Source organism: candidate division WOR-3 bacterium (assembly GCA_039802005.1).
In the GTDB taxonomy this organism is placed as follows: domain Bacteria; phylum Hydrothermota; class Tepidihabitantia; order SM23-42; family JAOAFX01; genus JAOAFX01.
Genome location: JBDRVV010000017.1, coordinates 31,759 through 53,364, shown reverse-complemented (window position 1 = coordinate 53,364; position 21,606 = coordinate 31,759). Strand labels below are relative to the sequence as shown.

28 protein-coding genes are annotated in these 21,606 nt (G+C 38.8%); 4 read left to right on the top strand and 24 right to left on the bottom strand.

The window, feature by feature from the left end; translation table 11 throughout:
- Window positions 1-8: 8 nt before the first annotated feature.
- From ABIL69_06865 to ABIL69_06750, 24 genes are all read right to left on the bottom strand, one after another.
- Window positions 9-188, bottom strand: a complete 180-nt coding sequence (locus ABIL69_06865) for a hypothetical protein (protein MEO0123708.1) — start codon at window positions 186-188, stop codon at window positions 9-11.
- Window positions 189-236: 48 nt separating this feature from the next.
- Window positions 237-752: a ferritin family protein gene (locus tag ABIL69_06860; GenBank protein MEO0123707.1), complete on the bottom strand. Its 516-nt coding sequence runs from the start codon at window positions 750-752 to the stop codon at window positions 237-239.
- Window position 753: 1 nt separating this feature from the next.
- Window positions 754-1,209: a peroxiredoxin gene (locus tag ABIL69_06855; protein ID MEO0123706.1), complete on the bottom strand. Its 456-nt coding sequence runs from the start codon at window positions 1,207-1,209 to the stop codon at window positions 754-756.
- On the bottom strand, window positions 1,209-2,075 hold the full coding sequence (locus ABIL69_06850; protein MEO0123705.1) for a thiamine pyrophosphate-dependent enzyme: 867 nt from the start codon (window positions 2,073-2,075) through the stop codon (window positions 1,209-1,211). Before ABIL69_06850 ends, ABIL69_06855 begins: the two co-directional genes overlap by 1 nt.
- A 410-nt stretch (window positions 2,076-2,485) precedes the next feature.
- Entirely contained in the window at window positions 2,486-4,171 is a 1,686-nt protein-coding gene (locus ABIL69_06845) for a 2-oxoacid:acceptor oxidoreductase subunit alpha (protein MEO0123704.1), read from the bottom strand.
- Between the two features lie 6 nt (window positions 4,172-4,177).
- Entirely contained in the window at window positions 4,178-4,681 is a 504-nt protein-coding gene (locus ABIL69_06840) for a rubrerythrin family protein (GenBank protein MEO0123703.1), read from the bottom strand.
- Between the two features lie 69 nt (window positions 4,682-4,750).
- A complete protein-coding gene (locus ABIL69_06835; protein ID MEO0123702.1) occupies window positions 4,751-5,146 on the bottom strand; it encodes a class II SORL domain-containing protein in 396 nt (131 codons plus the stop codon).
- Complete coding sequence (locus ABIL69_06830; GenBank protein MEO0123701.1) at window positions 5,143-5,574, bottom strand: arsenate reductase ArsC; 432 nt, start codon at window positions 5,572-5,574, stop codon at window positions 5,143-5,145. The genes ABIL69_06835 and ABIL69_06830 overlap by 4 nt, the downstream gene beginning before the upstream one ends.
- A 122-nt stretch (window positions 5,575-5,696) precedes the next feature.
- A complete protein-coding gene (locus ABIL69_06825) occupies window positions 5,697-5,822 on the bottom strand; it encodes a desulfoferrodoxin FeS4 iron-binding domain-containing protein (protein ID MEO0123700.1) in 126 nt (41 codons plus the stop codon).
- 22 nt (window positions 5,823-5,844) lie between these two features.
- The gene (locus ABIL69_06820) at window positions 5,845-6,315 is read right to left on the bottom strand and encodes a Fur family transcriptional regulator (protein MEO0123699.1); all 471 of its coding nucleotides are present in this window, start codon (window positions 6,313-6,315) and stop codon (window positions 5,845-5,847) included.
- A 163-nt stretch (window positions 6,316-6,478) separates the two neighbouring features.
- Complete coding sequence (locus ABIL69_06815; GenBank protein MEO0123698.1) at window positions 6,479-6,991, bottom strand: ferredoxin-thioredoxin reductase catalytic domain-containing protein; 513 nt, start codon at window positions 6,989-6,991, stop codon at window positions 6,479-6,481.
- An 18-nt stretch (window positions 6,992-7,009) separates the two neighbouring features.
- Window positions 7,010-7,375 carry a type II toxin-antitoxin system VapC family toxin gene (locus tag ABIL69_06810; protein ID MEO0123697.1) on the bottom strand — a complete coding sequence of 122 codons (366 nt, stop codon included), beginning with the start codon at window positions 7,373-7,375 and terminating at the stop codon, window positions 7,010-7,012.
- The gene (locus tag ABIL69_06805) at window positions 7,372-7,578 is read right to left on the bottom strand and encodes an AbrB/MazE/SpoVT family DNA-binding domain-containing protein (protein MEO0123696.1); all 207 of its coding nucleotides are present in this window, start codon (window positions 7,576-7,578) and stop codon (window positions 7,372-7,374) included. The genes ABIL69_06810 and ABIL69_06805 overlap by 4 nt, the downstream gene beginning before the upstream one ends.
- Before the next feature lie 315 nt (window positions 7,579-7,893).
- A complete protein-coding gene (locus ABIL69_06800; GenBank protein MEO0123695.1) occupies window positions 7,894-8,178 on the bottom strand; it encodes a glutaredoxin family protein in 285 nt (94 codons plus the stop codon).
- 482 nt (window positions 8,179-8,660) lie between these two features.
- Window positions 8,661-8,822, bottom strand: coding sequence for a YHS domain-containing protein (locus ABIL69_06795; protein MEO0123694.1), 162 nt, complete (start codon window positions 8,820-8,822; stop codon window positions 8,661-8,663).
- Window positions 8,823-9,029: 207 nt separating this feature from the next.
- The gene (locus tag ABIL69_06790; GenBank protein ID MEO0123693.1) at window positions 9,030-11,264 is read right to left on the bottom strand and encodes a heavy metal translocating P-type ATPase; all 2,235 of its coding nucleotides are present in this window, start codon (window positions 11,262-11,264) and stop codon (window positions 9,030-9,032) included.
- Window positions 11,265-11,400: 136 nt separating this feature from the next.
- Complete coding sequence (locus tag ABIL69_06785; GenBank protein MEO0123692.1) at window positions 11,401-11,661, bottom strand: sulfurtransferase TusA family protein; 261 nt, start codon at window positions 11,659-11,661, stop codon at window positions 11,401-11,403.
- A gap of 46 nt (window positions 11,662-11,707) precedes the next feature.
- Complete coding sequence (locus ABIL69_06780) at window positions 11,708-12,127, bottom strand: ferritin-like domain-containing protein (protein MEO0123691.1); 420 nt, start codon at window positions 12,125-12,127, stop codon at window positions 11,708-11,710.
- Between the two features lie 12 nt (window positions 12,128-12,139).
- On the bottom strand, window positions 12,140-12,307 hold the full coding sequence (locus ABIL69_06775; GenBank protein ID MEO0123690.1) for a hypothetical protein: 168 nt from the start codon (window positions 12,305-12,307) through the stop codon (window positions 12,140-12,142).
- Between the two features lie 123 nt (window positions 12,308-12,430).
- Window positions 12,431-13,090, bottom strand: a complete 660-nt coding sequence (locus ABIL69_06770; protein MEO0123689.1) for a thioredoxin family protein — start codon at window positions 13,088-13,090, stop codon at window positions 12,431-12,433.
- On the bottom strand, window positions 13,087-13,269 hold the full coding sequence (locus ABIL69_06765; protein ID MEO0123688.1) for an RNA-binding protein: 183 nt from the start codon (window positions 13,267-13,269) through the stop codon (window positions 13,087-13,089). The genes ABIL69_06770 and ABIL69_06765 overlap by 4 nt, the downstream gene beginning before the upstream one ends.
- Window positions 13,253-13,648 (bottom strand): Fe-S cluster assembly scaffold protein NifU, encoded by a 396-nt coding sequence (gene nifU / locus ABIL69_06760; GenBank protein ID MEO0123687.1) that lies wholly within the window; start codon window positions 13,646-13,648, stop codon window positions 13,253-13,255. Before nifU ends, ABIL69_06765 begins: the two co-directional genes overlap by 17 nt.
- A 136-nt stretch (window positions 13,649-13,784) precedes the next feature.
- Window positions 13,785-14,294, bottom strand: a complete 510-nt coding sequence (locus tag ABIL69_06755) for a ferritin family protein (GenBank protein ID MEO0123686.1) — start codon at window positions 14,292-14,294, stop codon at window positions 13,785-13,787.
- Between the two features lie 8 nt (window positions 14,295-14,302).
- Window positions 14,303-14,815: a ferritin family protein gene (locus tag ABIL69_06750; protein MEO0123685.1), complete on the bottom strand. Its 513-nt coding sequence runs from the start codon at window positions 14,813-14,815 to the stop codon at window positions 14,303-14,305.
- Between the two features lie 591 nt (window positions 14,816-15,406).
- On the opposite strand from ABIL69_06750, the gene ABIL69_06745 reads away from it, so the two are divergent.
- From ABIL69_06745 to ABIL69_06730, 4 genes are all read left to right on the top strand, one after another.
- Window positions 15,407-18,901 carry a hypothetical protein gene (locus ABIL69_06745; GenBank protein MEO0123684.1) on the top strand — a complete coding sequence of 1,165 codons (3,495 nt, stop codon included), beginning with the start codon at window positions 15,407-15,409 and terminating at the stop codon, window positions 18,899-18,901.
- A gap of 237 nt (window positions 18,902-19,138) precedes the next feature.
- Complete coding sequence (locus tag ABIL69_06740) at window positions 19,139-19,753, top strand: hypothetical protein (GenBank protein ID MEO0123683.1); 615 nt, start codon at window positions 19,139-19,141, stop codon at window positions 19,751-19,753.
- Window positions 19,750-20,577: a hypothetical protein gene (locus ABIL69_06735; protein MEO0123682.1), complete on the top strand. Its 828-nt coding sequence runs from the start codon at window positions 19,750-19,752 to the stop codon at window positions 20,575-20,577. The genes ABIL69_06740 and ABIL69_06735 overlap by 4 nt, the downstream gene beginning before the upstream one ends.
- Complete coding sequence (locus ABIL69_06730) at window positions 20,574-21,593, top strand: hypothetical protein (protein MEO0123681.1); 1,020 nt, start codon at window positions 20,574-20,576, stop codon at window positions 21,591-21,593. Before ABIL69_06735 ends, ABIL69_06730 begins: the two co-directional genes overlap by 4 nt.
- Window positions 21,594-21,606: the final 13 nt, after the last annotated feature.

Sequence of the window (21,606 nt, the reverse complement as noted above, 5' to 3'; positions counted from 1 at the left end):
CGACCTCCTCAAAAATATGTAAGATAAATGACAAGCAAGGCGTGGATAGTGGCAAAAATGATAGCCACAAAAGCAAAAAGTCGATGTATCTTTAAGGAAACCTTTATCACTTTTAAACCAGTAAGGATTGCGAATAGTAAACACAGATATGTAATTATGCCAAGTGGCTTTATAAAATTACTTATCATCAAACACCTTCTTTGCCCATGTTGTCGTATAAAATAAATCGGAAATTATTATTCTCCCCACACAATCGTGCCTTTATTTGCGAGATTATAGACCTCAGCCTCAAGGATTGCCTGATGTCGTTTTTCATCTTCAGCAAGCTGTTCAAATAATTTTTTACCTTCGCTGTCCTTTATACTCTTTGCAATCTTGAGGTATCTTTCCATCGCCATCTTCTCAGCTTTTATGCCGATATTAAGAACATCAATTATCTCATCTTTGTTTGGTTCAAATTCACCTGAGACCTCGGGTTTGACTTCTTTTGATGCTTTTGTAAACTGCGTAATGTCTAAGCCAATCTTACCTTTGCGTGCCTCAATTATACTCTTTACATATTCGTAATGTCGTGCTTCAAATCCAGCAAGTTCCATGAATAATTTTTTCCCGGCCTCACTCTGTGCCTTTCCTGCCGCATCCGTATAGAAATCCTGCGCCTTTTTTTCGGCAACCAGTGCCTGTGCTAATAACCTGTTGATGCTTGTAACTTTTCTTTTTACAGTTTTTTTATTTGTTTTTCGCTTCTTCATTTTACCTCCTTTCACCTAAAAATTTTATTATTTCCTCAATATCAGGAAGCTGGGGGATATCGTAGACTTTCACCCAGATAACATTCTGATTGTTATCAATTATGATGTTCGCCCGTTCTGAGAATCCTTCTTTGTCTCTGAATATTCCGAGTTTCTTTGCATACTCACCATGGGGCCAAAAATCTGAAAGTAATCTTGTTTCTCTTACTCCCATATCTTTCGCCCAGGCATGCTTTGAAGGCACCGGGTCAACACTAATACCAAAGGCAGTTGTATTTAATTCATCAAATTTTGCTTTATATTTTTCCAATGCCTTCATCTGCTTAGTACAAACACCTGTCCAGGCAAGGGGGTGGAAAGACAAAAGAACCTTTTTACCTTTATAATCAGACAATTTTACATCCTGATTATGCTGGTCTTTCAAAACAAAATCAGGAATTGCGTCACCGATTTTAATCACACTTCCTCCTTAAAAAAATTGTTTATGTAGTTTAGCCTTTTCTTTGTATCACGCCATATTATTGGGATTTTATCCTCCCTGTAAACATTGAGATTATCTTCAAACGCCTTCCGATTGGGATTTTTATAAATTATGCCCAGGGGCATCGGGTCTTCTTCGCAGGCTTTTTTAAATGCCTCATAGCGGTCCAATGGATTGTAAGAATCATCAAGATAATAAGTATGTTCTTTGAACCAGGCATAGGTATTAATTTTGTTAAATGAGACACAGGGCTGGAGGATATCCACGAGTGCATATCCCTTGTGGATGATTGCCTGTTTTATAATTTCTTTTGTTTGATCTATATCGCCGATAAAAGTTCTTGCCACAAATGAGGCATCAAGGGCGACTGCAATGCTGATTGGATTAAATGGTGTTTCAAAAACACCATCCATTTGCACCGGCGTTTTGAAACCAGGTTGGCTTGTTGGCGAAGCCTGTCCTTTAGTTAAACCATAAACCATATTGTTATGCACGATATTAGTAATATTGGGATTTCTTCTTATTGTATGTATAAAATGATTACCACCTTCTGCATAAGTACAACCATCACCGCTCACAGCAATTACGGTCAACTCGGGATTAGCTGCTTTTATTGCTGTAGCTGCGGATAGGTATCTTCCGTGCAATCCATTGAAGAAATTTGCTTTTAAATAGTGGGGAAGTTTTGCTGCCTGACCGATGCCGGAAACAAGGACCAATCTTGTTGGCTCTATATTCAATTCGCTTAATGCATCCTTTAATGCCTGTAATATTCCAAAATTTCCACATCCTGGACACCATGCAATATCAATATTTTTTAGAGAAAATCTATCGTGCGTCATCTACCTTGCCTCCCGTATTTCTATAATATTTCCATCAGGGTCTTTAATAAAATAAATTTTTCGCTCATTTCGTTTGATAGTAATAATTTTAACTTTTTTACCACGAAGATGTTTAATGAAAAGTTCCCGGTTTTGCACCCTTAACCCAAAATGATGAATGCCATTACATTTATTAGAGTACAGTTTTTTGATTTTCTTATGGGGTTGAAAAATTTCCAATAGTAAGTCCTCAAATTTCAGTCGATAAAAACAACAAGTAGTATTGACTTTAAAAAGTTTCTTAACAATATTAGAGGAAAGATTCTCAGCCGAAATTAATCGGAAACCCAAATTTGTTTTATAAAATTTGATTAACCGTTCGGCATTATTGGACAAAATTCCAATATGGTCGCAGGAATAATTATTTGTGTTCACATCAAACCTCCTATGGCATTAGCAATTTCTTCTACGGTAAACGGTAATCCGTTGTATTTTAAGATTAGGTTCTTTATTTCAATTCCAAAGTCTTGTTTTAATAATTTTGCCATCTGCCCGGTTGCATTGTTTTCAACCATAATTAATTTATTAGCTTTTTTCAGATATTGCTGGGTAACAGGATGGATAGGGTGAACCTGACTGAAATGGAGCATCGCAACATCATCCGAGTTTATTACTTTAATTGCTTCTTTCACAATCTCATAGTTTGAGCCCCAGCATAATACGAGTATTTTATAATTTGGGGAGCCATAAAATTCAGGTTCAATTAGCTCCGCTTTTATAGACTTATATTTATTCATCAATTTATCCACCATCCGGGTGCGCAATTTCAGGTCTTCAGAGATATGTCCATCTTCATCATGGTGATGACAATCTGCATTGACAATGCCTTTACCATAGCCAGGTATTCCCCGCGGTGAGATCCCTGATTCCGTAATTTGGTAACGCTGATAATTTTCTATAGTTTCTATAATATAACTTTCAGTTTCACGACCTTCAAATGTGAATGGAACTACACTATAAAAGGAATCAATATAAAACTGGTCAGTTAGCACAAAAACCGGAACCTGGAATTTATCAGCAAGGTCAAATGCTTTTTTCGTTAGATAGAATCCCTGCTCGTAATTCCCTGGGGCAAAAATAATGCGTGGAAATTCTCCGTGTCCTGCATAAAGGGCAAGTTCAAGGTCTGCTTGTTCAGTGCGTGTGGGTAGTCCTGTTGCCGGACCGGGACGCTGGGCAAGGTGAATTACAATTGGGGTCTCCTGGATTCCTGCTAAACTTAACCCTTCGGTCATTAAATCAAATCCACCACCTGAAGTGGTAACCAGAGCACGGGCACCGGCATAAGAAGCACCGAGCCCCATATTCATAGCCGAAATTTCGTCTTCTGCCTGTTCGGTTATTATATCTAAATCTTTACCAACCCGTGCAAGGTAGGTCCAGACACCACTTGAAGGTGTCATCGGATATGCAGCAAGAAATTTTACTCCTCCAGCAATCGCACCGAGGGAAATGGCAGTGGAACCATCAATAATTTTTTCTTTGCGAACGCTTTCACTAAACTTGGTCGTAAAATTTGCTATTTTCAGTTTTTTAATCTCCTCAGCCTGTTCAAAACCGTATTTTGCCGCTTGAGTGTTTTTGGTTATTATTGTCTTGCCCTTGGCAAGAAAGTGTTTTTTAATAAGATTTGTTAGATTTTCAAATGGAATATTTATTAACCCAGCAAGCACACCAACTGCAATAATATTGGCAAAGACAGAATTTCCAAGTTCCTTTGCCACCTGCGAATAGGGAATGGTATATGACTTATAATTACTGATTGGAAATTCATTTAAGATGAATGTTTCGTTAGTGATGTGTTCCTTGTGGTGATGGAATGCCTTTTCTTTCAAAGGAATTAAAATATCAATTCTATCTATCGGTGCCCGTACCCGCTGGTTACTTATTCTTATTTGAGTTGAGTTTATTCCACCCCGGATTCGTGACATCAATTCACTCCAGGCGAAGGCATAAAGTCCTGATGATTGGGCAATTTTTACCAGGATTTCACTGACCGCATTTATCCCTTGTCCTGCCTCGCCCGAGATGACGATTGAGAGATTAGTTTTAGACATTATACCTTAGAATTTTTTAAATTTACTATTTGGTGCACCACAGACCGGGCAGTATTCAGGTGGTTTTCCAATATGGGTAAAACCACAGATAGGGCAGATGTATATTTCTTTAATATCTATATCTTTGCCTTTTTCCGCACTTGCTTTCGCATCTGTATACATCTTCATATGAATTTTCTCTGCTTCAAGGGCATAATGGGTTGATTGTTCAGCACCTTTTTCATTCTGAAATTTAGCAGTATTATTGAATACCGGATACATCTCTTCAACCTCGTATGTCTCGCCATCAATACCGGTCTGGAGATTATCCGGTGTCTTTTTTATTATTCCTAAGTTTCTTGCATGGTTTGTGGCATGTACCTGTTCGGCATAGGCAATTGCCTTGAAGAGCCTTGCAATATTGGGCATTCCTTCTTTTTCTGCAATTTCGCTGAAGATCAGATATTTCATATGTGCCATTGATTCTCCAGCGAACGCTTCCAATAATGCTTTCTCAGTCATTTTTTTCATTTTAACCTCCCTTATTTGCGTTGCAAATTCACGGATTCATACGGATAAAGACGCGGATTCAGACGGACGCTACTCAACTTTTATTTCCTGTGAATTCTGCCATAAGCCGTGGATATTGCAATAGGAGAACGCAATAATTGTGCCTGATTTTTCAGTCTTAAAAGTCAAGGTGGCTTCCGGATGGGTATATACCGTGCTTGTATTCGGACCATTTGTTGATGCGCCGTGCGCCATAAATTCAAATTTGCCAATCTGATATGGAAATTTTTCACCTTCTGGATGAAAATAGACATCAATCCAGGCAATATGATGTTCGGTTGTATTGGGATGAGCGATTTCTTTACCGACACTCACGGTAACCTTAAAATTTTCGCCTTTTTTTACTTTTTGTGGTGCCTCAATTACCGGCACATGCTTCTCTTTTTTCCAGTCAGCAGACTGGAATAAGGTGTTAAGGTCTGTCATAATTCCTCCTTTTTCAACTCATTTAACCAATTTATTATTTTTTCTCTTATCTGGTCTCTCACCTTGCGAAAGACCAATAATTTCTTTTCTTCACTACCCGAGGCCAATGCCGGGTCTTCAAATGGCCAGTGGAGACGCATCGCAATACCCGGGAATACCGGACATTTTTCTTTTGCATCATCACAAACCGTTATGATATACCCGAAATGCTCGCTCAAAAAATCAACTGCGGATTTTGATTTCTGATTTGAAATATCTATACCAATTTCTTGCATTACCTTTATTGCGAGTGGGTGGACCTTGGTCGGTTCAATCCCGGCACTATAAACATCAAATTTATCCCCTGCAAGGTTTTTCAAAAGACCCTCTGCCATCTGGCTTCGGGCAGAGTTATGATAGCATAAGAACAGGACTTTGGGTTTCCTCATTATCTAATCCCTTTTCGTAATTCCTGTAGCAATGTAGAGCAAATCTTTGAGTTTGTTTATTTTTATTGTAAGGCTAAAGCCTTGCCCTACAAGGCGTGGGTCTGCAAGACTGGAGCCCTGCTCTACTTGACGAGGGTCATCGGTTCGCCACAGCATACTAATTCACCGCCGCCAACTTCTTTCACCTCAACTACATTACCACATATTTCGCATTTAAAAACCTGACCTACTTTGGTGACATTAGGCATTTTTACCTCCTTTTTTAAAAATTTACCCATTTATTTTTATCTTTTTATCGCCTTTTTGAGCCTTTTTTAGACATTCTTTACATATTCCCTTAAAATACCCATGCACCTCCTCAATTTTGTGTCCACCAATGCTTTTCTTATTTTCATTCCCAAGGGGACAATTTATATCAATGTCGTAAATTTTGTGGCAACTGTTACAATAGAAATGGTGATGGGATGTCAGGTTAGGATCATAATGTATGTCCATTCCCGTAATTGTCAAAGCATTGAGCATTTTTTTGTTATGCATCGCATTCATTGTGTTGTAAACTGTAGTCATTGAAATTACTGGTAGTTCATCTTTTAGTTCGTTATATATCATTTCTACACTCGGATGTTTATACCTAAATTTATAAAGAGTTTCCAATATCCTGATTCGCTGGAAAGTAGGTCTTAAACCAACCTTCTTTAATGTTTCTTTAATTTGTTTTAAGTTTGAAATCATTTCAATCATATAATTATTATAATCAAACTTTAGACAATGTCAAGGGGGCAAAGGTTAAAGGTATCAGACTATCAGAAAATCAGGTTATCGGGAACACATCGTAATGTAATACATATTTCCATTTTACATATATTTTTGGAATTGCCAGGTCCGAAATAAAAAAACGACCAAATTACATAAATCTCTCAAACCTATCTCTCTTTGCCTTGCATATCGGGCAGACCTCGGGTGGTGATTCACGGGCGCATAAATAGCCACAGACCCTACAACGCCAGACTGGATAGGGGAGAGGCTCGGCGATTTTTTGCGGGAGTGGTTTAGCCTTTTTTCTCTTTTCTTCTGGTGGTCTCCTTTCCGGTATTGATTGTAACTGCATTTCACCCTTAAGAACCTTTTCTGAAACATATAATCCACAATAACAGGCACCATATTCAAGTATATCTGCATCCCGATAGTCACAGGGGCAGATAATATCTAAATCATCTTCTTTTCTGCCTGATGCCAATCTACAGGGACAGGCTTGATAGCCATAACGCCTTTGGTTGATGATTAATGATTTTACGAGTTGTTTTGTAAAATCTATATCAGGATTGAGGTGATAACCACCCTCCTCTGCCTCTTTGTTTAATCGTTTATATAATTGTTCAATCTCTACTTCTGCAATATTTTCTTTACTATCAGCCATAGAACCTCCTGAATATATTTAGATGAATGTCACCCCAGGTAAATTTTTAAAATGTGGATCAGAGGTAACTAATTTACAATTTTCGTTTTTCGCTGTGGCATAAATGACTGCATCAGCCATAGGAAGTGAATACTTTAAACTCAGTTCTGCAGCAGTACGGGCAATTTCAGCAGTTAAATCAACAATCTTTGTCTTTATCATCAGCGCATATATGATAAGTGCATCGCTTTCTTTTCTTTCCTGACGAACCTTTTTATAAACCTCGTACAGAATGATTGTTGGAGTAATAATCTTGCTCGGTTTTAGTAAATACTTTTCATAATCTTGTGCCTTTGGTCCATCAATGAGATATTCAATCCAGCCAAAGGAATCAACAATAATCATAGTCTTTCCCTATCCTCGCGCAACCCATCTTTTTTTACACCCTTTAGAAATCCACGCATCTCCTTGATATTTATCTCGGGAATGAGAATTATTAGTCCATCCTTAGTTATAATCTGTAATTTTTGTCCTTTTTTTAATCCCAACGGCTCCCGCAATTTCTTAGGTATCAAAATTTGATATTTAGGCGACAAAACTGTCTCCATGTAAACCTCCTTCTCATCGAACAATATATTGTATGCCAAATTTATAATTTGTCAACTGCTATCTTTACTGCGCCTCTCCGTCTTTCTCATTCTTGATGGATTTTGTCACGAAGTGTAACTGGAGGATTTATCGTGCAATAAAAGGTTTTAAATTTCAAGGGACCCTCACCTTTATCCTCTCCATTTTTAAGTGAGAGGGGAGGGGCGAGGATTAGGGCTTATTCAATTTTTAGTTTAATGTAGAATATTGAAAATCTGCTATTCTATCCAATATTGGGAATTTAAGCTTCAAAAGTGGAGAGGAGTCAGCTATCTTTACTGCAATAGCTCCTTTATTTCTTTCTCTTTAAACCCTATGATACATCTTTTATCATCTATTACAATTGTCGGAAAGGATAAGGCGGGATTCCATTTTTCAATCTCTTTTTTGACTTTCTCTTTCTCTTCACCTTCAAGCAAATCAACATCAATGTAAGAGTATTCCACACCCAGTTCATTCAACAAATTTTTTGTCTTTCTGCACCAGATACAGGTGCTTAAGGCATAGAGAAAAATCTTGCCTTTGTTTTTGCCTGCAACATATTTTATATGTTCGGTCAATCTAACCTCCTCTAAATTGGTTAAGTTACCCAAAGATTAAATGGCGGTAGCTGAAAAAGTCAATTAGAGCAACAACCTGTCATGCTGAATTTATTTCAGCATCTCTTGAGATTCCGAAACGAGTTCGGAATGACATTCTGAATTAATAAACCGGAAGCATAGATAAAGGACTTTTTCAGTAACCGCAAATATCCCACTAATCACGAGTTACTATATATCCGATAACCATACCACCATCTATGCCCATTAACCAAAAACCATTAGTTTAAATTCCAAATCCCAAGCACCAAATCCCAAGAAAATCCCATACTCAAAACAATTACCAATTACCTTTTGACGATACAGGCAGCAACAACGTACAACGCCTAACCATTGACTTCAAAAAATTTAGGGATTTAGGCATCCTGATTTTCATCAGGACAGGTTTTGGACTTTTAGGTATTTTAGAAATATCCAGCATCCCAGCCCAAGTCCATTTACTATTACTTATCCTCTTCTATTTCTTTCAAATATTTCTCTGGATTTTCCTCAAATGCCTTTTTGCATCCCGGGGCACAGAAGTAATACTTCTTGCCCTTATATTCAGTTGTCCATTTTGCGGTCTTCTCTGAGACCAGCATCTTGCAGACCGGATCTGTTGCCATAATTACCTCCTTTCGCTTTGCTTCGCAAAGCCCGTAAATTCACACGGATAAATTTTTCAAAACGTCCAACTCAAAACGAATCATAAATTCTAAGGACAACCAACAAATGCCCCTAAAATTTAGGTATTTAGGCATCCTGATTTCCATCAGGACAAGTTTTTGGACTTTTAGGTATTTTAAAATATCCAGCATCTTAACCCCAACCCACTACCCATCATAGTCCTTTATTTTTGGTGTGTATCTCTTCAAAATCAACGACAGACTCACCACCGTCACTGAACTCATTGCCATTGCTAAGCCGGCGAACTCGGGTTTGAAGGTAATCTTGAAAAATGGATATAGAATGCCGGCAGCAACAGGAATCAATATTATATTATAGAAAAATGCCCAGAATAGATTCTGTTTTATTCTTGCCATCACCTTTCTTGCAAGTTGAATGGTTGCTACAACATCGGTCATTTTATTTTTGACCAATACGACATCACCGCTTTCTATTGCTATGTCTGTGCCACTACCTACAGCAATTCCTAAATCTGCCTGGGCAAGTGCTGGTGCATCGTTTATTCCATCACCAACGAATGCCACTATTTCACCCTCATTTTGTAATTTTTTTATTTCATCTGATTTATTCTGGGGTAATATTTCGGCTATGAATCTCTCAATCCCGAGTTCATTTGCAACTGCTTCTGCGGTCTGTTTATTATCACCGGTGAGCATTACCGGTTTGAGGTGCATCTTCTTTAAATATGCTATTGCCTGTTTTGCCTCGGATTTAATTATATCAGAAATGGCAATTGCGCCGATGAGTTTTTTATTAAAACCAACAAAGACCAGGGTTTTGCCTTTATTTTCAAGTTTCTTTATCTCATTTTTTATATCTTCAGAAATTGTTATCCCATTCTCTTGTAGAAAATTTTTACTCCCAACAATTGCGGGTTTTCCTTCAATAAATCCTTTTATTCCTTTACCTTCTACTGTTTCTGTATTTTGCGGCTCAACCAATTCTATTTTCATCTCTTTTGCCTTATGCACAATCGCCTCAGCAAGGGGATGAAGAGAATTTTTTTCAAGTGACCCGGCAATTCTTAACGCTTTTCTCTCTCTACTCTCTACTCGCTCCTCGCTACTTTCAATTATCTCTGTTACTTCCGGCTTTCCCATTGTCAGCGTTCCAGTTTTATCAAAAACCATGGTTGTAATTTTTTCCGCAATTTCAAGTGCTTCGCCATTTTTGATCAAAATCCCCAATTCTGCGCCCCTGCCAATTCCTACAGTCATTGCAGTCGGCGTAGCAAGACCTAACGCACAGGGGCAGGCAACGACCAGAATAGAAATTAAGATGCTCAGTGCAAAATGCAATGATGAACCGAAGCCAAAATACCAGAGGGTAAAAGAGACGATAGCAATACCCAAAACAACTGGAATAAAATAACTCACCACCTTATCCGCAATTTTCTGTACCGGCGGCTTTGAGCCCTGGGCTTCCTCAACGAGTTTGATAATCTGCGATAATAAAGTTTCTTTTCCAACTTTTGTAGCACGGAATTTTATCACGCCATTCTTGTTTATCGTTCCACCAATCAATGTATCACCTTTTCTCTTCAATACGGGTATCGGCTCGCCCGTGATCATAGATTCATCAACTAAACTCATTCCCTCAATAACTTCTCCATCCGTTGCTATCCGTTCTCCAGGTCTTGAGATTATTATATCACCGACCTGGACTTCATCAACTGGTATTTCAGTTTCAACATTATCTCTTACCACGATCGCTGACTTTGGCTTTAATCCAATCAACTTCTTAATCGCCTCAGAGGTTCTACCTTTTGCCTTTGCCTCAAGATACCGCCCAAGAGTTAAAAATGTTGCAAGCAGGACCGCGGTTTCATAAAACATAAAGTGTTTGTTTAAGATTATGTTAAAAGTTCCCATTACACTTGCAATATATGAAACACCAATACCCATTGAATACATCACATCCATATTTAGAGATTTATTTTTTAGTGCCTGGAATCCCGCTTTGAAGATGGGCGCGCTGATATAAATAAAGGTAGGGGTTGAGATTGCAAACAGCAAATAGTGTATGGGGAATTGGATATGATGCATTGGAATATACATCAAAACCATCAAAGGAATGCCGATGATAAAACCGATTATAAACTTACGCTTTTTCGCATTGAGGTCTTTCTGCCTTAATTCTTCTTCTTTCCTTAGGTCTATCTCTTCAGCAAGTCCCAGAAACTGATAACCAGATTCTTCTATCGCCTTTTTTATTTTATTTATGTCAACAATTGCCGGGTCGTAAGTAACTGCTGCCTTCTCAGTTGCCAGATTCACTACTACATCAATTGTGCCATCAAGATTCTTTAATGAATTTTCCACTGTGCTCACACACATTGCACAGTGCATTCCACCAACTTTTATGATTTTCTTTTCTGGCATTCTAATTCTTCTTTCCTTTATGCAAGTATGCAAGGCTAAAGCCTTGCCCTACGGGTAGCGGATTCTTTTGCAAGGTTAAAGCCTTGCCCTACGGGTAGCAGATTCTTTTGCAAGGCTAAAGCCTTGCCCTACGTTTTTATGTCTTGCGAATTAGAAATTTCAAAATACCACCGTTTTTCTCAACACTTAAGAGTTCATTGCCGGTTCGCTTGCAGAATGCCTTTATGTCTTCTTCTGCAGCAGGGTCATCAGCGAGAAGTTCAAGAATTTCGCCTGATTTTAGTTTATCAAGTGCCTGTCTGGTCTGAAAGATTGGCTGAGGACAGAATAGCCCCACACAATCAACAACTGCAGTCGGGTTGGGTGCCATTTTTTCTAAATGCAAATCCCCTTCCATCCCCCTTTACAAAAGGGGGATAAAGGGGATGGAAATATAATTGGACCTATATTTCTTCAAGCAGCGTGGAAAATGTATCGTGGTGTTCTTCTTCGTCGGTCAAGATACCCTCAAACAGTTTGCGTGTTACCTCATCACCTTCTTTTCGTGCTTTTTCAATTATCTCTTTATAGAGTTTAATTGCTCCTTCCTCGTCCTTTTTATCTTGTTCGATCATCTCTTTAAGAGTATTTCCAACATTTATCGGTTCTGGTTTTGTTGTGGGCTTGCCACCGAGATAATTCAATCTTTCCGCAATCGCTTCAGCATGTTTCATCTCGGTAATTGAAATTTTTTTCAATTCGTCTTTAACGGCAAATCCCTTGATACCTACCCATTGGACATGTTGCCACATATATTGAATGGCAACCTGAAGTTCACGGGCAATCGCCCGATTCATTAAATCAAGAAGTTCTTTTGAAGCCATATTTTCTCCTTTCTACTTTTTTGTAGTTTTTTTCTTTTTAGGGACCATTTCGGTTCCACAGCAGATAAGGGGATGCGCCTCGGTACAGCCACAGACATTGTCTACTGTGACTGACAGACCGCAAACCTTACATACATATTTCGCACCTTTCTTTATCGTTGCTTTTTTTATTTTTTTCATAATTTCCTCCTTGTAGATATATTACACAATACCTCTCCCCCTGTGGGAGAGGGTAGGGGTGAGGGGTAATTCATTATCCTATTAAAAATATTTTAGTCTCTTTAGCATGATAGTAAATATATCTTATTGTGAACTTAAGACCTTTTCGGCGAAAAGAGTCTCAGGCAACGCCCCTTCAAATTGGATATTTTCATTGACCACTGTTTTTGGCACGGCAAAGACATTATAACGCTGACTCAGATGTGGAAATTCCTGGGCATTTATCGTCTCCGCAGTAATGAGTTGATTTTCCATAGCAAATTTAAATGCAGTTACCGCAGCCTGGGGACAATATGGGCAAGTCAGGGTTACAAATACACGGATATGGATGGGCTTGGTCAAAGTTTTCAATTTCTCTTTTACCTCAGCATTCAACCCTGTATCTCGCGAAGAAACAAATTTGATTGTTTCGATCAATGTGGAAAATTCATAGCCGGCAGGCATCCCAAAGAATCTTATTCCATAATCAATATCACCTTCAATGACATTGGCAGGAATTTTATCAATTTTGTATTTTTCAACCTTATCTTTATCCTTCAAAAAGTCATACACCTCAATCTTGAGTTTATCACTCAAACCCGCGAGTTCCTCCATCAGAATTCTGTTGTCTTTGCAATTTTCGCACTCAATTGTGGGCATAACGATAGGCGATTCCTGGGTGAAGACAACAAGTTTAACCGGCTCTTTGAGTCCTTCAAAGACTTTTTTTATTTCATTCTTTACATTATCATCAAGCAAACTCATTCCTTCCTCCTTTCATTCTTTTTTCCGCAATGCGGGCATTTTTCAAATTTAATATTGAAAAGTTTTCTACACTCAGGACAGATTATCAATTCTACATTGCAGTTTGTACAGAAAATTGGTTCAAAGCATTTCATCAACAATTCACTATCACAGAATGGACATTTACACTTTTCCGGCATTTTTCTGCTCCTTCTTTTTTAAATAATCTTCAATTGCCTTATGGAGCGCATCAGCCCCAAGATTAGAACAGTGCATTTTATTGGGTGGCAGACCACCAAGTTCCTGGGCAACGAGTTCGTTGGTAATCTTTAGCGCCTCTTCTATCGTCTTTCCTTTTGCCATTTCACTTACCATTGAAGATACTGCAATTGCTGCACCGCAGCCAAAGGTTTTAAACTTAATGTCAACAAGTCGGTTATCCTTTACCTTTATGTAAAATGTCATCATATCACCACAGACCGGATTGCCTACTTCACCAATTCCATCCGCATCCGGAATTTCGCCAACATTCCTTGGATGCTGGAAATGGTCCATTACTTTTTCAGAATAGAATGGCATTTTCACCTCACTTTCGTTCGGTCAAATCCGAAATGCGAATATCTAAATTCTAAACTAATAAGAAAAGTTTGAAATATTGAATAATTGTAGTTTGGAATTTGCTTCGGATTTCGTATTTCGAATTTAGAATTTACCATTAGTATAATGGCGTGAACTGGGCGTCTGCCCAGAATTCTTCTTTTAATATATTCATCTGTTTTGTAATTGCCTCAAGATGTTTCTCTTCCCATTTTTGGAGTTGACCAAAAAGTTCTTTTGCAGTTGGGTCATCAGATTCTTCTTTCATTTTTCGGTAGAACTCTATTGAATTTGATTCTAAGAGTGCCCCGATGCTCAATGCAGACATCTCAAAATGTCTTTCTTTTATGCGTGTTTTAATCTCCTCGGTGAATATTGGACTTTCACCTATAAAACTTGATGGTGTTCCGAGTTCGATCTTGGATAACCAATCATTATCTTTCAAAATATGTTCGTATTGACGTTTTAATTCGTTAAAATGCTTAATTTCATCTTGAGCGAGTGTTTTAAAAACTTCTTTGCCCTTGGGGTCTTCGGTCTTTTCCGCCGCAACTTTATAAAATTCAATACCATTCAACTCTGTTTGCATTGCAATCTTTAATCCTTCAAGCGCCTTTTTTACTTCCATATAACCTCCTAATTTCTCTCTCCTTCCATTGTGAATTCTCTTATACCAAACCAGAAACCGGTTTGTTCAATATGGTCAATCTCAGCCTGGATTAAATCATAGTGGGATTCTTCCATTTCAATTATTCGGTCAAAAATTTTAACCGCTTCCGGGTCATTGAGATGTTTTTTATTTTCATTATAAAATTCTATAGACCTTTTTTCTAAATCCAGTGCTGTCTTCAATGCGGAAAGCTCATCCATACCCTCTTCGCCCTTGGTTCTATCAATATTTCTTATCATCGGCGCAATCTTTTCAATTGTTGATTCCGGGATATTTTCGCATACCCAGGTTCGGTTGCACATAATACTATCAAGTTCTTTCTCAAGGACATCCATATGTAGATATTCATCCTTTGCAAGCCTGATAAACATATTTTTGCCGGTCGGGTCTTTTGTCTTGAACGCAAAATCAAGATAACTTACAATACCATTTTTTTCTATTTTAATACCAGTTTTAAGGATTTCCACTGCCTTTTCCATTTTCACTCCTTTATCTTATAATACATACTTTTGACACAAAGTCAAGCGAAAGGTTAAGCCTAATTAGTAATGACTTCAATATTGTAATAATTTCAAACTATTTTAAGGACAATCTCCGGTGTTCAAGCATCAACTCATTGACTTGTGCCTGGAGAAATTTTTTTAGGTTTACGCCCGCGAAATCCCTTAGCTTTTGGGGATTTCCAGGAACTTCCGCCACTTTCTCATTGATGGTCTCTTTTACCATCGCTTCCATTGGACTGGCGCTTTCTTATTGTTTTTCATTCATATTCTTTTTTTATATCAATTTTTTAATTTTTTTCAAGCACTTTATACACTACTTTTATCTTACCTCCCGCTTTTATAAAGAGGTTACACCTATACCCTTGAATTCATCAAGAATTGGATTATTGATGATGATGTGAGTCATAATGGGGCGTGAAAAAATAGACAAGGAGATACGGAGAAAGGGAGAAATGGAGACAAGAAACTGGATGATATCAGTATTACGGCGATGGCGAAACCAAGACGATTCAATTTGCAATGCCACAGGTGAACTCGCCCTATTGCCGGTTCTTTGTGCGGGCATGGTTGGATAACTTTATAAAAGTTGACGACATCAGTGATTACTTCACCATCCAGCTCAATGCCCCTTATGACCTTTATGCCTTTGCAGTTGATGAATCAAAAGTCGGGTTAGACTGGCGGTGTGGAACACTTTTAAATTTTGAGGTATGGAGAATGAAATCCGGTGAAAGTTGGCAGATGATTGCTCAAGGTTATTGGGGACCAGGGTCAAAGAGTTTTTATGATGAGACTGTTGAGCGAAATACGACCTATTATTACAAAGTCCGAAGTTATGGTATATTTCAGGGACAAAAGTATTATTCTGACTTTTGTGCCCCAATTTCAGTTACTACACCCTTGCTCAATGCACCTTATCACGAACTCCGTGTCCATTCACCGGCCTCGGATAGGATTGTTGTGCAATTTCAGGATAAGTCAAATTATGAGACAAATTTTGAGGTCTGGCGCAGGTGTCCACCAACTGGCGAGCCCTGGCATATTGAAACAACATTACCTGCTCAACCGAGTTCCGGCAACTGGGTAACCTGGATTGATTACAATGTCAAACCTGAGAGTACCTATCTCTATCGGTGCAGGGCATATACGAGCACACCACCAGCCGGCTATTCAGCCTATACTGGAGTTTATGGGGCAACGGTTGCGCCTCACTTAAAGACATCCCGCGATTCTGCAACTGCATATCAGCCAAAGGTCTTGTATGACCCAGATAATCATCGCTATCACATGGCTTATGGATTAGAGAGCCTATTAGTCGCCTCAAGGTCAACCGATGGGTTAAACTGGGAAGGGCCTATTACTGCCTGTTATTGGGGACAGGAGATGTATGAAACGGATGCGGGATTTTGTCAATTAGATATTCGTGAAAATGGTTTACCTGTGATGGTTTTTTCATATAGAAATCGGAAGCGATATCCACCTAATCCACTGTGGTATAGCACAATCCACTTTGCCTATTTTAACCCGGATAGTAGCGATTGGCTTGATTCAGTATGTATTTTTAGAGGAGAGTTTTATCAAAATGAAGCACCGCCTTTTCATCCATTTACGGCGCAGATAGTGATGGATACAGTGCATGTAATATTTATTTTGGGTAGCCACATTTATTACACACAGTTGCGTTGTAATTTTGAGACTGGAAAATATGACGCCACTACCCCAATACTCTTCGACACTTCCTTTGCATACGGTTATCCGGCGATGGATAAGGATGAATCTGGGAATTTGTATGTTGCGTGGCGTTCGGATTATACTAAAATCCATTATCGTGAGCGTATCAATGGAAATTGGTCAGATGTTGAAGAAGCACCTGGGTTGGAGATAGGAAATTGGATTTCCCATTTATCATTAAAGCGAATAAATAATAAAACCTACCTTCTTGTTACTGAGGCAATGTTTGATGATGCACCAGATTATTGCCTTACCCTCCGGGTAAAAGATAGTGGGGGTTGGCAACCCGAGCCCGAGCATATAATTGGTGATGAGAGTATGCCCTGTGGTGCCGGGCAGATCATAAGTGAGGGGGTCATTCTTTATCACCGATGTGTAAATAATAACTGGGATATTTACTATTCAGAAAGATTGGCGAGTGGTTGGTCAGACCCAATCTGTGTGAAAAATACCCCGGCAAAGTCAAAGTTTCCACAGGGTTGTTTTGATGGCGAGAATATTTGCTTAATCTGGACCGAGGGTGATGCGGCGCCTTATACGATTGATACTGCAAAGATAAGGGTCATACCCCAATTAGAGATTGTCTATCCCACTACTGAAGAAATTTTGGGTCAGCGTCTGCGTGTAGGTCTGCCGCTTTTAATAAAATGGGTATCTTCGGATAATGTTGGTGTAGTAAAACACAGGGTTTATTATAGCCTTGATAATGGGACAACCTATAACCAGATTGGTGGGGATTTATCAGGTACTACTTATGAATTAAACTGGACTGTGCCAGATACACTCGTTTCGGGATTGAAGATAAAGATAGAGGCTTATGATGGTGCAGGGATGTCCTGTGCAAAAGAGGTTGGACCATTTACGACCACGAAAGAATTGGTATTCAATCCCAATTTTGAGGAGGTTTCGGAGGATAAACCTTATTTGTGGACGCCTTATGGCACAGGTGATTTATTTGAGGCGGACTGGCAAGAGGTTCAGAATGGGCAGTTTTCGGCGCATATTAAAAGAAGTGCTTCAGCAAGTTATTTTGGTTTTTATCAACAAAAGATTCCGGTTGAGCCGAATAAATTATACTGGCTTCAGGGTTATATAAAAACAGAAGCAAGTGCCGGTTATGCGAATTTAGCATTTGGTGTCTGGCATCAGCATCCAGATACAAACCACCATCGGGACTTTGGGAATGTCTCAGGAAACACTGATTGGACCTATGTCTGTGATAGTCTTACCACTCGTCCCTATGAGGATACAATTCGGGTGATGATGTTTGGCAATCCTGCATTTGTGGGTGAAGCCTGGTTTGATAATCTGAATCTTTTGATTGATACAATTCCGCCGCAGGTGATTGTCTCTTATCCTAATGGTGGTGAGAGTTTGCTTGTGGAACAGAAGATAAATATTTGCTGGTATGCAGCGGATAATGTAAAGATAGGAAGGATTGATAGTGTTTTATATTCAACGAATGCTGGACAGACTTGGAATGTGATTGCGGTGAATTTGCCCGCAACCACAGTTTCTTACGAGTGGACTGTGCCTGAATGGTGCGAGCAATATAAAATCAAAGTTGTTGCATCAGATGCCAGTGGCAATCGGTCAAGGGATGAATCGGATGGGGTCTTTGGGACAAGGTATTTTACCTATTCAGGGTTTGAATATACCGACCCTGGGTGTCTTGAGAATGTGATTGTGGGTAGTCAGGGTGTAATTAATACCGGGGCGATAAGGGTAAGTGGTGGCATGAATGGTTGCCTGCCTCATACGGGTAATTTTATGTATAAAATTTATGGGACAGACACCGCATCAGCTCAAAATAGTTATGTGATCTTCAAGGTCTTTCCGTATGATTTTGTCGTGCACGATTCTACCTATTTCTCATTCTGGCTTTATATTGAAGATGCACCAACCGATTCTGGTCATATCTGCTTAGATGCCTATACAAAGGACGGCGAGATTTTGCGAAATTGGAATAGATTTGGTTATGTGTTAGACCAAACCGGACAGAAGATTCATCCGGCAGTGCATAAAGCACCAAAAGGCGAGTGGTATCAGTATGTCTTTTCTTTTAATCCGGCAGTAAAAGAAACAATTGACTATCTGGTTTTGATTTATGATGACCATCAGAATACAGAGACTGGTTATTTTGAAGGGTATATTGATGATATAGAAGTTCTTGATAGTTTTCCAATTCCCAATACCTGGCATTGTGAAAAGTTTCCAACTGACCCAACTTATGGTGACCCGAACTTCAATATGAACTTTGTTGCCCAGGGCGATTCGGTAAGGCTAATCATTGACCCACAGGGTGATGGGGGTGAAAAATTCGGGGCTTGACAATTGGCAAATCTGATGTATAATACAGTTAGATTTGGTTATTGGAATTTGAGAAACCGATACTTGAGTCTTAAGTGTTAGAAATGCGGTTTTTAAAAAAGAGAAGCGGGAAATTCGGTTTTTCTAAAAGAGCAAATACCAGATTGAAAAGTAAAACCTGTTAGAGACACCTTCCTGAAGTGGCGGGTATTCTCTAATGAAGTAAAGATTGGACAATGAATTAAAGGGAGGTAGGAAATGCAGAAATTTTTGATTGTTTTGATGGTCAATAGTTTAAGACTACTAATGGCGGATGATTTTTATTTTCCATTAGCCGTGGGTAATCGTTGGGAGTATGACAATGGATTTTCAATAACGATTGTTAAAGAATTTCAAAAGGGCGATACAACTTTTTATGGTTTCACAAGTTATCCCTGGCCTGATTCTTTGCCCCAGGATATTTGGGATTCGGCATATACCTGGCAGGATTTTACGAATAACTTTATGGCACAGGTGCCCAGTGGTTTTATTATGAAAGATACCCTCGGTGGCTTAGCAACGACGATGTTGAGAGCTCCGATTGCCGTAGGCCAATCCTGGCAAACACCGATTGAAACAATAACCCATTCTGAGCCGATTGAAGTAGAATTTAAATGTATAGGTAAAGAAAATGTAACTGTGCCCGCAGGCACATTTGCAAATTGCTGGAAGGTGAAAACCCAATTTGAGAAAGAAGATACATTGCTGGGCAATTACACGATAATTCAATATATCTGGTTTGCCGATGGCGTAGGGATGGTTAAGGACTCTTTAGCAATACCTGAACGTATTGAGATTAGAACGACAAGATTAGTCAGTTATCAGTTGCAATGAATATAATAATCTTTAATTTTATTTTTTTAACTTTTACCCCTAATAATCAAGTTTGGCGGAGTGAACCGATTTTTGTTGTGCCGAGTGCTTATGTGCTTGAGCAAAAGGCGTTGACTTGGAATTTCCCTTTTCATCTGCGCTACGGACTTAATAAAAATGTTGAACTTTTATCCGGGGCGTTATGGTATACTGCAAAAGGCGATTATTGGAATTATTATGGTGCTTTTGGTTTCAAGTTTGGCTTATGGGATGATTATCACGGCAATCCTATTGGTGTTGGTACTGAAATTGAAGCGAAAGGCTGGGGCTCTATCTCGGGTCGTTATCTTGCTGGTCTGCGGGGGTGTTTAGTTTTGAGTAAACATTTAGGGCAGATAATTACCTTGCACGCCTTTGCCAATTATGGCTGGAATAATTTTGGTAAGAGTTTGGGGCCTTTAGATTTCTATCTTGATAAAATGAAATTAAAGATTGTGCCAATGTTGGGATTTGGATTACAAATACGATTGAGTGGGGATTTATGCCTGATGGGTGAGGGGATTTATTCACAAGGGGAATTTTATCAATTGGGGGAGAAAATATGGAAAAAAGAGAACCTTTTTGCATATGGAATTGGTATGGGTCTTAGAGTAAATATTGTAAAACAGAAACCCGGTTATTTTAGAGGGGGTATCTGTTTTGCACCAAGACAAGCGTTCACTGAGTATAAGATGCAGACTGAAATGGTTGAACACGGTAAGGTGAGGAGTTTTCGTAATTTACCATGGGGGTGGCATAAGATTTATTTGGGCTTCAGTTTGATGATAAAAGGGGGTAGAGAATGAAGTGGTTCTTTTATATATGGACATTATTTTTTATAAGTTGTTGGGGCTTGCCGGATATGCTTCAGGAGGTTATTCAACCTCCTTCTCCCGAGGAGATGATTGGCTGGGTGAATTATCCTGATGTTTTCCCAAACTGTATGACTGATGATTTGCAGGGGAATATCTGGATGGGTGGTGAAGTCAACGGAACCGAAGGGTTATTTCGCTTTGATGGGAAAAACTGGCAAAGAATACCGGCGAGCGTAATTGGTATAAGTGAACCGGTTATTGTAAGTGATGTCTATGGCGCAGACAATGGCAAAGTTTATGTTGGCTTCAAAGACAAAGGATTTGCAATTTATGATGGAACTGTGTGGAAAGTTTATAACAAACAATCTGGATTAGTTAGTGATTCGGTAACGGTAATTAGAATTGATAAAAGTAGTAAAATCTGGATTGGAACTATAAGGGGTATAATGCAATACGACGGTGTAAAGTGGGATACATTCACCGTAAATAATGGTTTGCCCGATAATTACATGATTACAGTGGAAATAGATGGAGATAACAATGTTATATGTCTCACACCAAAAGGTTTCGCTCAATTCGATAGGACGGTGAAATTTTGGATACCCAATTCACCTTCGACCGGTGATTCAGTTACCTATTTTTCGGGTGTGATTTGTGATAGAACTGGCGTAATATGGACTGGTCTATCTAAACCAGAACCTTATTACTTAATTTTTTATAAGTTTATTAACGGAATTTGGAAAAAAGAGCAAATTGACTACTTAGCTTGTAGTCCAGGTAAGTTCGCTTTTGATACAAATAATGATCTTTGGCTTGATCCAAATTTAGGCATTGTAAAATATTCACAAGGGAATATTACAGAATATCATAGTTATAATCAAGGAGGATATAGTAATGCGGGAAATTCAGGGTTATTAGATGAATATGTAAAAGGAATTTTCATTGACCGGCACAATAACAAATGGTTTCTTACACTTTCAGGACTTAGTAAATTTGAGTTGGATTAAATTGAAAAGGGGA